At 66.7% G+C, this 13225-nt stretch carries 15 protein-coding genes; 5 read left to right on the top strand and 10 right to left on the bottom strand.

Going from position 1 to position 13225, the window contains the following annotated elements; translation table 11 throughout:
• Nucleotides 1-214: 214 nt before the first annotated feature.
• The 3 genes from uvrA to pyrE form a co-directional block, all read right to left on the bottom strand.
• Nucleotides 215-3154 carry an excinuclease ABC subunit UvrA gene (gene uvrA / locus HARCEL1_RS06130; RefSeq protein ID WP_108381677.1) on the bottom strand — a complete coding sequence of 980 codons (2940 nt, stop codon included), beginning with the start codon at nucleotides 3152-3154 and terminating at the stop codon, nucleotides 215-217.
• A gap of 76 nt (nucleotides 3155-3230) precedes the next feature.
• Nucleotides 3231-3488, bottom strand: a complete 258-nt coding sequence (locus HARCEL1_RS06125; protein ID WP_108381676.1) for a glutaredoxin family protein — start codon at nucleotides 3486-3488, stop codon at nucleotides 3231-3233.
• A gap of 85 nt (nucleotides 3489-3573) precedes the next feature.
• On the bottom strand, nucleotides 3574-4107 hold the full coding sequence (pyrE, locus tag HARCEL1_RS06120; RefSeq protein WP_108381675.1) for an orotate phosphoribosyltransferase: 534 nt from the start codon (nucleotides 4105-4107) through the stop codon (nucleotides 3574-3576).
• A gap of 98 nt (nucleotides 4108-4205) precedes the next feature.
• Between pyrE and glmM the strand changes: the two genes are divergently transcribed.
• From glmM to HARCEL1_RS06105, 3 genes are all read left to right on the top strand, one after another.
• On the top strand, nucleotides 4206-5579 hold the full coding sequence (gene glmM, locus HARCEL1_RS06115) for a phosphoglucosamine mutase (protein ID WP_108381674.1): 1374 nt from the start codon (nucleotides 4206-4208) through the stop codon (nucleotides 5577-5579).
• Between the two features lie 78 nt (nucleotides 5580-5657).
• A complete protein-coding gene (locus HARCEL1_RS06110; protein WP_108381673.1) occupies nucleotides 5658-6566 on the top strand; it encodes an RsmB/NOP family class I SAM-dependent RNA methyltransferase in 909 nt (302 codons plus the stop codon).
• Nucleotides 6563-7078: a DUF7122 family protein gene (locus HARCEL1_RS06105; protein ID WP_108381672.1), complete on the top strand. Its 516-nt coding sequence runs from the start codon at nucleotides 6563-6565 to the stop codon at nucleotides 7076-7078. The genes HARCEL1_RS06110 and HARCEL1_RS06105 overlap by 4 nt, the downstream gene beginning before the upstream one ends.
• Nucleotides 7079-7087: 9 nt before the next feature.
• Here the strand turns inward: HARCEL1_RS06105 and HARCEL1_RS06100 are convergent, their stop codons facing one another.
• Nucleotides 7088-7735: an RAD55 family ATPase gene (locus HARCEL1_RS06100; RefSeq protein ID WP_108384124.1), complete on the bottom strand. Its 648-nt coding sequence runs from the start codon at nucleotides 7733-7735 to the stop codon at nucleotides 7088-7090.
• 13 nt (nucleotides 7736-7748) lie between these two features.
• Nucleotides 7749-8333: a HalX domain-containing protein gene (locus HARCEL1_RS06095; RefSeq protein WP_108381671.1), complete on the bottom strand. Its 585-nt coding sequence runs from the start codon at nucleotides 8331-8333 to the stop codon at nucleotides 7749-7751.
• Between the two features lie 112 nt (nucleotides 8334-8445).
• Here HARCEL1_RS06095 and HARCEL1_RS06090 point away from each other — a divergent pair, with 112 nt between their 5' ends.
• On the top strand, nucleotides 8446-9027 hold the full coding sequence (locus HARCEL1_RS06090) for an MBL fold metallo-hydrolase (RefSeq protein WP_108381670.1): 582 nt from the start codon (nucleotides 8446-8448) through the stop codon (nucleotides 9025-9027).
• A 35-nt stretch (nucleotides 9028-9062) separates the two neighbouring features.
• Here HARCEL1_RS06090 and HARCEL1_RS06085 read toward each other — a convergent pair whose 3' ends face one another.
• The 5 genes from HARCEL1_RS06085 to HARCEL1_RS06065 are packed head-to-tail and all read right to left on the bottom strand — an operon-like array spanning nucleotide 9063 to nucleotide 12043.
• Entirely contained in the window at nucleotides 9063-9332 is a 270-nt protein-coding gene (locus HARCEL1_RS06085) for a DUF5827 family protein (protein ID WP_108381669.1), read from the bottom strand.
• A gap of 59 nt (nucleotides 9333-9391) precedes the next feature.
• The gene (locus HARCEL1_RS06080) at nucleotides 9392-10645 is read right to left on the bottom strand and encodes a Glu/Leu/Phe/Val family dehydrogenase (protein WP_108381668.1); all 1254 of its coding nucleotides are present in this window, start codon (nucleotides 10643-10645) and stop codon (nucleotides 9392-9394) included.
• Nucleotides 10646-10695: 50 nt separating this feature from the next.
• Nucleotides 10696-11274, bottom strand: coding sequence for a uracil-DNA glycosylase (locus HARCEL1_RS06075; protein WP_108381667.1), 579 nt, complete (start codon nucleotides 11272-11274; stop codon nucleotides 10696-10698).
• Nucleotides 11275-11296: 22 nt separating this feature from the next.
• Entirely contained in the window at nucleotides 11297-11854 is a 558-nt protein-coding gene (locus tag HARCEL1_RS06070) for an endonuclease dU (protein WP_108381666.1), read from the bottom strand.
• A gap of 12 nt (nucleotides 11855-11866) precedes the next feature.
• A complete protein-coding gene (locus HARCEL1_RS06065) occupies nucleotides 11867-12043 on the bottom strand; it encodes a DUF5786 family protein (protein WP_108381665.1) in 177 nt (58 codons plus the stop codon).
• 92 nt (nucleotides 12044-12135) lie between these two features.
• Between HARCEL1_RS06065 and HARCEL1_RS06060 the strand changes: the two genes are divergently transcribed.
• Nucleotides 12136-13218, top strand: a complete 1083-nt coding sequence (locus HARCEL1_RS06060) for a tubulin/FtsZ family protein (protein ID WP_108381664.1) — start codon at nucleotides 12136-12138, stop codon at nucleotides 13216-13218.
• Nucleotides 13219-13225 lie beyond the last annotated feature (7 nt).

Raw genomic sequence — 13225 nt, 5'->3', positions numbered from 1 at the left:
TCCGTGAACGCGACCGCCGTTTCGCGATGCTGTTCGTCGAGTTTCGACATCGCGACATCGATCTGCGTCCGTTCGATCGATTCGGCACGGGCGGACACCTGACGGGCGACCGCGTCGGAATCGACGGTCCCGTCTACATCCAACGCTGTCGACATGGGTGCTCAGACGGGACTGCCCCAGTCCCTCCTGTGTCGAATATATTCGGGCCGCTCGATCAGTCGTCGGCGGCCGGCGGTGCTGCGCGATCGTCCGCCGCGGGCCCGTCGAGGTCGACCCGAGGGAGCAACTCGCGCAGGTACCGCCCGGTGTGAGACGCCTCCGTGCGCGCGACCGCTTCGGGCGTGCCGTGCGCGACGAGGTCACCGCCGTCGACACCGCCCTCCGGGCCGAGGTCGATCACGCGATCCGCGTTTTTCACCAGATCGAGTTCGTGCTCGATCACGACCACCGTATTGCCGTCGTCGACCAGGCGGTGGAGCACGTCGACGAGTCTGCGCTCGTCCTCGGGGTGGAGGCCGGTCGTCGGTTCGTCGAGCAGATAGAGCGTCTCACCCGTGTCGCGCTTGCCGAGTTCCTCTGCCAGTTTGATCCGCTGGGCCTCCCCGCCCGAGAGCGTCGTCGACGGCTGACCCAGGCGCATGTAGCCCAGGCCCACGTCCTCCAGGAGTTGGAGACGCCGTCGAATGCCCGGGTGCGAGTCGAAGAAGTCGAGCGCCTCGCTGACCTCCATGTCGAGGACGTCCGCGATCGTCTTCTCGCGAAAGGTGACGTCGAGGGTCGCATCGTTGTATCGCCGCCCGTCACACTCTTCGCAGAGCACCTCCACGTCCGAGAGAAAGTTCATGTCGATAGTGACGGTGCCCTGCCCGCCGCAGGCCTCACACCGCCCGCCCGAGACGTTGAAGGAAAATCGACCCTTGTCGTAGCCCCGCCGGTTCGCGAGGTCGGTCTCCGCGAACAACTCGCGGACGTGATCGAAGACGTTGGTGTAGGTCGCGGGGTTCGATCGCGGCGTCCGCCCGATCGGGGACTGATCGATCAGCCGGACGGTCTCGATGTTCTCGATGCCGTCGATGGCGTCGTGGTCACCCGGGTTCACGTCGGTGTCGTTCATCCGCCGGACGAGCCCCTTGTAGAGAATGTCGTGCATCAACGTCGACTTGCCCGACCCCGAGACACCCGTGATCGCGGTGAACGTCCCGAGCGGAATCTCGACGTCGAGGTCCCCGAGGTTGTGCTGGCGCGCGCCCCGGATCGTGAGCGTCCCATCGGGATCGCGACGCTCGTCGGGAACGTCGATCGTCCGCCGCCCCGCGAGATAGTCGCCCGTGATCGACTCGTCGGTGTCGATCACCTCCTCGATCGATCCGTTCGCGACGACGCGCCCGCCGCGCCGACCCGGGCCGGGCCCCATGTCGACGACACGGTCGGCCCGGCGGATCGTCGCAGTGTCGTGTTCGACGACGAGCAGGGTGTTCCCCAGGTCGCGCAGTTCTTCGAGCGTGTTCAACAGGCGCTCGTTGTCCCGGCGGTGAAGCCCGATCGAGGGCTCGTCGAGAACGTAGAGCACGCCCACGAGGCCGGACCCGATCTGGGTCGCCAGGCGGATCCGCTGGCTCTCCCCGCCCGACAGCGTCGAGGCCTCACGATCGAGCGTGAGATACTCCAGGCCGACCTCGGTCATGAAGCCCAACCGAGCGCGAATCTCCTTGAGGATCTCCGCGGCGATGGTCCGCTCGCGCTCGTCCAGTTCGGCCTCCAGATCCTCGAAATGCGCGCGGGCCTCGCCGATCGACATCTCGCCGATCTCGTCGATCGACGTGCCGGCGACGAGCACGGACCGGGATTCGGGTTTGAGCCGCGTGCCCTCACACGCCGGGCACGTTGTCGTGGCCATGTACTCCTCGATGTGCTCGCGGGTGCCCTCGCTGTCGGTCTCGACGTACCGGCGTTCGAGATTGGGGATCACGCCCTCGAAGCGTTCGGTCTTCTCGCGGGTTCCGTTCCGGGTCGTCCACTCGAAGTGGACCAGATCGTCCGTCCCGTAGAGAAACTGCCGGCGAATCGACTCGTCGAGGTCCGCGAACGGCGTGTCGAGATCGACCCCGAAGTGCGCGGCGACGTTGTCGAGCTGTCGACTGTAGTACGTTCGATCGTAACTCCACGGCTCGAAGACGTGTTTGAGCGGCTGTTCGGGATCGGTGACGACGAGGTCGTCGGTGACTTCTTTGGTCTCGCCCAGTCCCTCACACTCCGGACAGGCCCCGTGCGGCGAATTGAACGAGAACGATCGGGTCTCGATCTCGCTGAAGTCGATCCCGCAGTGCGTACACGCCAACTCCTCGGAGAAATCGACGATCAACCGCTCGTCGTCGTCCGCGAGGTCGCCCGTCGAACGCGACCGGGTGCCCGCGAAGTCCAGGTCCGGCGCGTCGGGGAGGATCACACGACAGAGCCCGTCGCTCTCCTCCAGAGCGGTCTCGACGGAGTCGGTGATCCGCGCTCTGGCCGCGGGGTCGACCGTGATCCGGTCGACGATCACGTCGATCGAGTGGGCGAGATTCTCGTCCAGGGCGGGCCGATCGACCGTCAGATCGACCGTCTCGCCGTCGACCTCCACCCGGGAGTACCCCTCACCGACCAACTCGTCGAACAGGTCTTCGAACGCACCCTCTTGGTCGCGGACGACCGGCGCGGCGATCTTCGCGCGCGTCCCCTCCGGCAGCGAGAGGATGCGATCCACCATCGTCGAGGCCGACTGCTCGCCGACCTCGCGGCCACACTCCGGACAGTAGGGCGTGCCGGCGCGCGCATAGAGGAGTCGGAGATAGTCGTGCAGTTCGGTGACGGTCCCCACGGTCGATCGGGGGTTGTTCGCGGCGTTTTTCTGATCGATGCTGATCGCCGGGGAGAGCCCCTCGACCGACTCGACGTTCGGTTTGTCCATCTGGCCGAGGAAGTTCCGGGCGTACGCCGACAGCGACTCGATGTAGCGGCGCTGGCCCTCGGCGTAGATGGTCTCGAACGCGAGCGAGGACTTCCCGGACCCCGAGAGCCCTGTGACCACGGTGAGTTCCTCACGCGGGATCGTCAGATCCACGTCCTGGAGGTTGTGTTGCTCGGCACCGCGAACTTCGATGACGTCATCACTCATAGCTGGCTAATCGATGGATAGATTTTGCACGCGATCCACGCACTTGACCCCTCGGAACGGTCGGGTCCGGGTCCGCTCAAGCCGCCCCGTCGCCGTAGGTTTCGTCGAGGTACGCGACGATATCGGCGCTCTCGGGCATGCCCTCGACGTCGTGGGCCTCGTCGACGAGGACGGGCACGCCCGTCTGCCCGGAGACGGCCTCGACGGCCTCGCGCTCGCTGTGACTGGCGGGGACCTGGTGGATCTCGTACTCCAGATCGAGGTCGTCGAGTTTCCGCTTGACTTTCGCACAGTAGGGACAGCCCGGCAGTTCGTACAGTTCGATCTCGCTCATACACTCGATTGGGGCGGGCCCCTCGAAAGGCCCTCGGTCCCGACCGGACCTGCCGGGAGCCCTGTCATCGATCCTCCCCGACCGCTCACGCGGACCGATCGTCCAGCAGGTCGCTCGCAGTGAGCAGACTCGCCATCTCGAACCCCGCCTCGGCAAGCGTCTCGCGGGCGCCCTCCTCGCGGTCGACGACGACGTGGACGCGCACGACCTCGGCGCCCGCCGCTTCGAGCGCCTCGGCGGCTTCCCGGGCGCTCGTGCCCGTCGTCGCGATGTCTTCGAGGACGACCACGCGATCACCCTCTGCGATCGACCCCTCGATCCGATTGGCCGTGCCGTACTCTTTGGCGGACTTGCGGACGATCACCGAGGGCAGGCCGGTCTCGACGCTCGTGACGGCGACCAGCGGGACCGCCCCGAGCGCGACGCCTGCGACGCTATCGACGCTGTCGGTGTCGATCGCGGCGGCGAACGCCTGTCCGATCGTCGAGAGGCAGTCGGGATCGGTCTCGAAGCGGTACTTGTCGACGTAGTAATCGCTCGTGCCGCCGTGAGCGAGTTCGAACTCACCGAACTCGACGGCGTCGGCGGCGCGGAGCGTCGCCGCGAGGTCCTGGCTCATGACTCGGGGTTCGCCCGACGCCGGGAATAGTTGTTGGATGGCGTCCCGGCCCCGAATCCGGAATCTCTATGCCCGCCGGTCTCCGACGGTGGGATCCAATGGAAGTGTTCGGGTCCAGTGGGACGCGCGGGGTCGTCAACGAAAGCGTGACGCCCGCTTCGGTCATGGAACTGGCGACTGCGGTCGGGGCGCACTGGCACGCGGCCGGTGCCGACCGGATCGCCATCGGCCACGACACCCGAACGAGCGGGCCGGCGCTGGCGAGCGTGGTGGCGGGGACGCTCGCGAGTGCGGGCCTCGACGTCGACCGTCTGGGCGTCCTCCCCACCCCGGCGGTCCAGGCGTACGCCGCGACCGAATCGATCCCGGCGATGATGATCACGGCCTCGCACAACCCGCCCGCACACAACGGTATCAAGCTCGTCGGCTCCGACGGCCTCGAACTCCAGATCGACGCTCTCGAAGCGATCGAGACGCGACTCGAATCTGGCGCGACGACCAACGCCGACTGGGACGCACTCGGGGAGATCCGAACCGTCGAGACCGCCCGCGACCGATACGTCGAGCGGGTCGTCGACGCCGTGGACCGTGAGCGCATCGCGAGTGCGGACCTGACAGTCGTGATCGACCCCGGCCACGGCGCTGGATCGGTAACGAGCCCCGCTATTTTCCGCGAGTTGGGCTGTACGGTCCGGACGATCAACGCCCAGCCTGACGGTCGATTCCCCGGCCGGAACCCCGAACCCGTCCCCGAGAACCTGGCCGATCTTCGCGCGGCGGTCGCGAGTTCGGACGCCGACCTGGGCATCGCTCACGACGGCGACGCCGATCGCGCCATCTTCGTGGACGAGACGGGCACACAGATCGAGGGCGATGCCGCGCTCGCGGCGCTCGCCGACGCCGAACTCGGCGCGGGCGACAGTGTCGTCACCGCGGTGAGCACGTCCCGCCGACTCGGCCAGGTCGCCGACGCCGCGGGTGCGAGCGTCGAGTACACCCCGATCGGGTCGACTCACATCGTCTCCCGGATCGCCGACCTCGAATCCGACGGTCGATCTGTCCCGATCGCGGGCGAGGGCAACGGCGGCATCCTCTTTCCAGCCTACGGTGCGATCCGGGACGGCGCGTACACCGCGGCGCGGTTCTGCGAGTTGATCGCAGACGCGCCCGCGAGTCAGGTCGTCGCGCCCTATTCGGGGAGCTACATCGTCAGAGAGAACGTCCACTACGACTCCGAGGCCGAGCGCACAGCGATGCTCGACGCGATCGAACGCGTCGCCACCGAATCGGGCGCGACCGTCGATCGGACCGACGGGTTCCGCCTGGAGTACGACGACGGGTGGGTGCTCGCCCGCCCGAGCGGGACCGAACCGCTGGTTCGAATCTACGCCGAGGCCGACACCGCCGACCGCGCGACCGATCTGGTGAGCGAGTTCGAGGCGGCGATCCGTGACGCCCGCGACGCCGTCTGAGGCGGTCCGTGTCGAGACCGCACCGCCGCTCCTGGGTTTTCGCAAGGGCCAAACGATCGGGTCGCGCAGTGCGGACGAATGGATCCGCTGGACCGCTACGAGAGTGTTATCGACGACGTCCCGGCGTTCCGGGCGGCCTGCGAGCGACCGTTGCCCACGGTGGTCCGCGTCAACACGCTTCGCGCGACGCGATCGGCCGCCGAACGCGAGCTCGCGGAAAGCGACATCGCGACCGAGCGCGTCGACTGGCATCCCGACCTGTTACGCCTGCCTGACGACCAGCCGGGCGCGAACTGGCCGTACGTTCACGGCTGGCTCCACGGCCAGGAGGAAGTCTCGGCGCTGCCCGCGACCGTGCTCGACCCCAGTCCCGGCGATCGAGTCTGGGACGCGTGTGCCGCACCAGGCTCGAAGACGACTCAACTCGCGGCGCTGATGGACGATCGTGGCCTGCTCGTGGGCACCGACGCCAATCTCGGGCGCATTTCTGCGCTCAGATCGAACGCCGAACGACTCGGCGTGACGAACCTCGCGATCACCCACGAGGACGCCCGCACCCACAGTCTCGCCCCGTTCGGCGGCGACTCGTACGATCACGCGCTCGTCGACGTGCCCTGCTCGTGTGAGGGGACGGTCCGGAAGAACCCCGACGCCTTCGAGGAGTGGTCGCTCGATCGCGTCCGCTCGATCGCGGGCGTGCAAAAGGGAATTCTCTCGCGGGCGATCCAGGCGACCCGGCCGGGCGGGACGGTGGTCTACTCGACGTGTACGTTCGCGCCCGAGGAAAACGAACGCGTCGTCGATCACGTCGTCGAGACCGAGACCTGCAGACCTGTCGCAATCGATCTGCCCCTCGACGGGACCGACGGCCTGACCGCGTGGGACGGCGAGGACTTCGACGATCGACTCACGCGAACGCGACGGGTCTACCCACACCACAACGACACGGGCGGGTTTTTCGTCGCGAAACTGGCGGTGGGAGAATGACCGACGACCACGTCGGGACGCGATTCGACCGTGTCGCGAAGACCGAGGCCGAGCGCGACCGCGAGCATCGCCCCTCTCGGGCCGCAATCTGTGAGTTTTTCGCGGAGCGATTCGGGATCGAGCCTGCCGTGTTCGACGAGTACTCCTTTTGGGAGCGCGGCAAGGGCAAGATCTGGGCGTTCCGTGGCGATCTGGACTCGCCGGTCGAAATCGAAGCGTTGGGCATGGTCGTCTTGCGCGCCGATCAAAAACACTGGAAGCCGACGACGAGTGCGGCCCAGCAGTTCGGTGCGGCGGCGAGTGAGTGTGTCGTCAACCTCGACGAGACGCCGGCGAGGCGCTTCCTCGCCGGTGACAGCCAGGACCTCGACTGGGACGGCGACTGGGGATACGTCATCGTCACCCACGACCTCGACGGCGAACGCATCCCCATCGGTGTCGGACTGTACCTCCACGGCGAGTTGCGCTCGCAGTTGCCAACGGGCCGACAGCGCGATCTCGACGCCCAGTAGCGTCGATCCTTAGAGATCGGCCCAGTCGGTCGGCGCGGGCGTCAACCCCTGCACGCGGGCCTGGCGCTTCCCGTCCCGTTCGCGAATTTCGATCATGCCGTCGAAGGCCTGTTTGATGACCTGGACGGTCTGGTCTTCGTGGGCCCCGGTGTCGATGGTGAAGAGACCCAGATAGTCGGCGGCCTCCAGGCGCGAAGAGAGGACGTGACAGAACTTGAAGACCGTCTTCTGATCGGTATAGGTCAGAATCGTCGACAGCGACGTGAGTGCGAGGCGACCCCGGTCGATCTCACGGTTCTGGAGGCCGTCCAGTGCTTTGGTGATCCCGATGCCGATCCCGGTGAGATCGCCCGGCGAGTTGACGTGGTGGGTGATGACGTCCTCCAAATCGGTGTCTTCGGAGTCCGACACACAGTCGACGACACCCAGGCCGAACTCGTCGGACCCGACGCGCTCGCGATACCGCTCGACGACCGACTCGGCGCGGGTCCCCGTCGAGACGATGACCGCACCCTCGCCCTCGCGACTCCCCTCGGCCAGAATGTCGTAGACGAGGTCGTCCTTGCCGGTCATCGCCGGGCCGGCGACGAGGACACTCGACCCCGGCCTGACCTCGGACAGCGCGTCGATGTCGACGACGGCAGATAGATCGTACATTGTCTCGGTGGTGTTACTGTTCGTGGCCATTGTCCAGATCGTACACGCGGGCGACGAACTCGTCGTCGTCCTCGATGCTCCCGAGCGTCTCGGAGAGTTCGTCCTGGAGTTCAGCGATGCGTTCGGTCAGATTCGTATACTCCTCGCTGTCAGCGAGTTCGGCGCTACTCTTCGTCGCTTCGAGCGTGGCCTGTTTCTCGACGAGCGAGTAGTACTCCTGGAGCAGTTCGTCGTAGGTCGACCGATCGAGGAGTTTGTCGACGGTCGTCCGAAGTTCCTCGCTGCGGATCGGCTTCGTCAGATAGGAGTCGAAGCCCATCTCCAGAATGTCGAAATCGGGTTCGACCGCGGTGACCATCGCGACCCGACAGTCGAACCCGCTGTCCCGGATCCGTTCGAGAACTTCGTCACCCGAAAGCCCAGGCATCATCCGATCCAGAAGGACGACGTCGACCTGTTCGTCGAGTTTCGACATCGCGGTGTCGCCGTCGTGGGCCATCCGGACGTCGTACGCTTCCTCGAGCCAGAGATTATATGTCTCTGCTACGTCCGGTTCGTCCTCGACGATGAGCACGACGGGTAGATCAGATTCTGACATCGGCACTCTTCGGAAGGTTTGCTTTCCTCGTACAAATCAGTGTGGGTGTCCCGTCACGGTGCCGGTGCTCGAAAACGACAACGCTCAACAGGCCGACGGTCGAGTTCCTGGTATGATCACCAACATCGCGGCGACCGTGCAGGGGTTTTCGAGCAACGCCTTTCTCGTCGAGGGCGAGCGGACGGTCCTGGTCGATGCGGGCAACGACTTCGACGCCGTCGGGGAAATCGAGGCCCACGTCGAGACCCTCGACGCCGTCGTTCTGACGCATACCCATCCCGACCACGTCGGCACGCTCGGGGCCGTCCGCGCGGCGTTCGATCCCGAGGTCGTCGCGTACGATTCGAGCGTCGACGATCTGGATCGCGAACTCGCGGACGGCGATCGGGTGCAGATCGGCAATCACACCTATCAGGTGCTCCATACACCGGGACACAAGCCCGATCACGTCGTGCTGTACGCCGCCGACCCGGGAATCGCGTTCGCCGGTGATCTCGTCTTCGCGAACGGTGGATTCGGGCGGACCGACCTGGAGGGTGGCGATCGCCGCCAGTTGATCGAGTCGATCGAGTATGTCCTCGACACGGTCGGGGACGGAGCTTTCGAGGCGATGCACTGTGGACACGGGCCGAGTGTCACGACCGACCCACTGCACGACGTCGAACTCGCCTTGCAAGCGGCCAAATTCCGGTGAAAGCCGATCGAGACTGATCCGGGTGAGCGACCGGCTCAGGCGTCCGCGAGACCGTAATAGCCGGGTTCGTCGGCGGATTCGGGTTCGGCAAACACGAATGACTCGCGATTGCAGACCATCCACGGAATCGCCCAGTCGAGGAGGACGTCCTCGGTGCCAGGGTCGAGGTCGGCGTCCGGGTCCAGCCCCTGGAGGAGACGGGCGATTTCGAAGACGGTGTACACCGCGTCGGCGTCGAGCACCTCGTCGGGCGCTCTGAACTCGAACGGGCGGAGATCGTCGACGTCGGATCGGTCGCGTGGCATACAGGCGCTTCGCCCGGTCGCTTAAAATGGTCGCGATCGACCGCGTCGACGGCGCAGTCTCAGGCGAACTGACCGGCCTGGTCGGCCGCAGTCCGAAGGCGTTCGAGCGCGACGACGTACGCGGCGGTCCGATTCCGGTCGGCACCGATGCGCTCGCGGGTCTCGCAGATGTCGTCGTACGCGGCGACGATCACGTCGTCGAGTTCCTCGTTGACGCGCTGTTCGCTCCACGGGTTGCGCGTGCGGTTCTGAACCCACTCGAAATACGAGACGACGACGCCACCGGCGTTGGCGAGCACGTCCGGCACGACCTCGACGTCTCGGTCGGCCAGCACGTCGTCGGCGTCGGGCGTCAGCGGGCCGTTCGCGGCCTCGATGATCGCGTCGGCCTCGAGGTCGGCCGCCAGATCGGCGTCGACGGCGTTACCCAGCGCGGCGGGCACCAGCACGTCGACGTCCATCGTGAGGACGTCCTCGTTGGTGCCCTCGGTCGTCCCCGCGGCACCGACGACGCTGCCGGTCTCGGATTTGTGCTCTTTGACGGCGACCGGATCGAGACCGTCCTCGGCGATGGCCGCGCCACTCGAATCGGAGACGCCGACGATCGTCGCGCCGGCCTCGTCGAGCAGTCGCGCACCGATCCACCCGGCGTTGCCGTAGCCCTGGACCGCGACGGTCGCGTCCTCCAGCGAGCGGCCCTCACGCGCGAGGAGTTCGCGCGCGGTGATCAGCACGGATCGCCCCGTCGCCTCGACGCGCCCGAGACTCCCGCCGCTCGCGAGACTCTTGCCCGTCACGACGCCCGGTGCAGTCGTGCGTTCGAGCGTCTCGTAGGTGTCTTTGATCCAGTTCATCTCGCGCTGCCCGGTGTTGACGTCCGGCGCGGGCACGTCGCGGTCGGGCCCGACCATCGGCCGGAGCTCCGTCGCGAACGCCCGCGTCAGGCGTTCGAGTTCGTCCTCGCTGTAGTCGGCGGGATCGATCGCGATGCCGCCTTTCCCGCCCCCCAGCGGGATGTCGACGACGGCGGTCTTGATCGACATCCAGCCCGCGAGTGCGGTCACCTCGGCGCGGTTGACCGCCGGGTGATAGCGCAGGCCGCCCTTGTACGGGCCGCGCGACCCGTCGAACTGACAGCGGAACGCCGAAACGGTCTCCAGGCTCCCATCGTCGAGTTCGACGGTCAGGTTCGTTTCGAGGCGGCGCTCGGGCCGAGAGAGTCGTTCGAGTTCGCCGTCGCTGACGTCGAGGTGTTCGGCCGCCGTTTCGACCTGTGATCGGAAGCTTTCGTACGGATCGGAATCTCCACTCATAAGCGACCAAACGTATGCCCGGGTAATTTGGCTTTGGATCTCGATGCGACTCAGAAATCAGCAATACTGGCCTGATCGGACCCGATATCGGCAATTTCGACGGCATTTGCGATCGTCGCGTCGAAGGTGTCGCGCTGGGAGCGATCGTACAGCGTGGCGGCGGGGTGGACCGAGATCATCACGTCGCGTGGCTGGCCCCCCAGCGCGACCGTCTCGACCGATCCGGCCTCGCTGGTGACGGCGACTGAACGTCCAAGAAGGTGTTCGGCGGGCACCTTCCCGAGCGCGACGGTCACGCGGGGATCGATCGCCGCGAGTTCCGCATCGAGATGGTCACGACACGCCGCGAGTTCCCCGGCTCGGGGGTCGCGATTGTCCGGCGGGCGACAGCGCACGGCGTTCGTGATCCGCACGGCGGCCCGTTCGGCCCCGGCATCGCGGAGTGCCTCGTCGAGTATCGACCCGCTGCGCCCGACGAACGGTTCGCCGTCGCTGTCTTCCTGTTCCCCGGGAGCTTCACCGACGAAGACGAGATCCGCATCCGTCGGCCCCACGCCGTTCACGATCCGCGAGCGTGACGCGACGAGACCGTCACACTTCCGACACGAATCGACCGTACAGTCGTCCATACCGTTGCGTCGAGAGCGAGCGTCAGGAGTCTTCCGACCGCCGACGCTCGGCGGCGGCCCGGGCGATCAGGCGTGCGACTCTGAGTGGTTCGGGACGGCCGCCCTCCGGTGTCGTTTCGCGGACGATCACGCGAGCGCGGTCGGGGGACGCGTCGACCGATCGGACGTAGAGCGTCTCGCCGTCGACCGACACGGCGTGCCGCTCGGGTTGGCGACGGTAGGTCGCGAGGCGCCACTCCCGGGCCGATCCCTCGAACTCCCGTTCGATCGCGGTGTCGAGGCCCGGACTCGCTTCGAAGCTCACGCTGATCACCGGGCCGGGCGCGTCGAGCGCGTGGAGGTCGATGACGTTGAACCACGCGGGCGCGATGCCGGCGATCAGCACGGCGGCGACGTCCGGGCGATCCGCCCGGTCGATGACGGACTGGACGCTCGCGGTCGCGTCGCGCCCACCGACAGAAATCGTCCCCAGCGTCACACCGTCGACGACGCGGTCGATTCGCACGACCGCGCCGGCAATTGTACTCGTTCGGTCGGCGTCCGAGGCGGCGATGCCGAGCACGCGGGCTCCCGACTTCACGCGCGAACCGCCTCAGGTCTCTTTGATGTCTTCGAGTTGGTCGAGCAACTCGTCGTTCGAGGCCGAAAATTCGTATTCCACGTCGCCCTCGTGGGTGTTTTCGGCAGTCGAGACCCCGTCGTCGTCTTCGAAGTCCGTGTCGTACTCCTGGTTGTCTTGTTCGGACTCGTCGTAACTACCGAAACCCATACTACATGAATATTAGGCCGCGACCGGCAAAAGTGACTCGGCCCCAGTGACGTCCCGAAACGATTGACTGTGGGGGCCACGTGTGGCTGTGTATGCAGGTCGTTCTCATCGGGGTGGGCCAGGCCGGGGGCAAACTCGCCCAGGCCATCGCGGAGTTCGATTACGAGATGGATCTCGGGGCGGTGACGGGCGCGCTGGCGGTCAACACCGCCCGCGCGGACCTCCAGTCGTTGACCATCGAGACACAACTGATCGGCCAGGACCGCGTCAAGGGCCACGGCGTCGGCGGCGACAACGAACTCGGCGCGGAGGTCATGGACGCCGACGCCGATCAGGTCATGGACGCTCTGGAGGGGCGGATCACCTCCCAGGCCGACGCCATCGTGTTGGTCGGTGGCCTCGGCGGCGGGACAGGATCGGGCGGGATGCCCGTGCTCGCACGGGAACTCAAGGCCGTCTACGACCGCCCGGTGTACGCGCTGGGCATCTTGCCCGGGCGTGACGAGGGGTCGCTCTATCAGGTCAACGCCGGTCGATCGCTGAAGACCGTGCTCCGCGAGGCCGACTCGACGATCATGATCGACAACGACGCCTGGCGCTCCAGCGACGAGAGCCTCCAGGCCGGATTCGACACGATCAACCAGCGAGTCGCCCGCCGAATCGGACTTCTGCTGGCGACCGGCGAGCGCATCGGTGAGGGCACCGCCGAGACGGTCGTCGACGCGAGCGATCTCATCAACACGCTTCGCCGGGGCGAACTCGCGGCCGTCGGATACGCGACCTGTGAGGCCAGCGAGGACGCCGCCGAGAACATCAACGCGATCACGAGTCTCGCGCGCAACGCCGTGCTCACGGGGACGAGTCTGCCCGACGCCGTCGACGCCCAGTCAGCACTGCTCGTGATCGCGGGCGAGCCCCAGCGCATCGCCCGGAAGGGCGTCGAGCGCGCCCGCAAGTGGATCGAAGAGGAGACCGGCAGTCTCGACGTGCGGGGCGGCGACTTCCCGATGGAGAGCGACCGCCTCGCCGCGATCGTCGTCCTCGGTGGGATCGAACGCTCTCGTCGCGTCGAGGAGTTCCTGGATCGCGCTCGCGAAGCGAGCGAGCAGACCAGTGCGTCGCCAGCCGACCCCACCGAGAGCTTTCAGGACGACCGGCTGGACGATCTGTTCTGAGGCGGTT

The organism is Halococcoides cellulosivorans (assembly GCF_003058365.1).
Lineage (GTDB): Archaea > Halobacteriota > Halobacteria > Halobacteriales > Haloarculaceae > Halococcoides > Halococcoides cellulosivorans.
The sequence above is the reverse complement of the archived record's forward strand: the minus strand, read 5'-3'. Positions and strand labels throughout refer to the sequence as shown.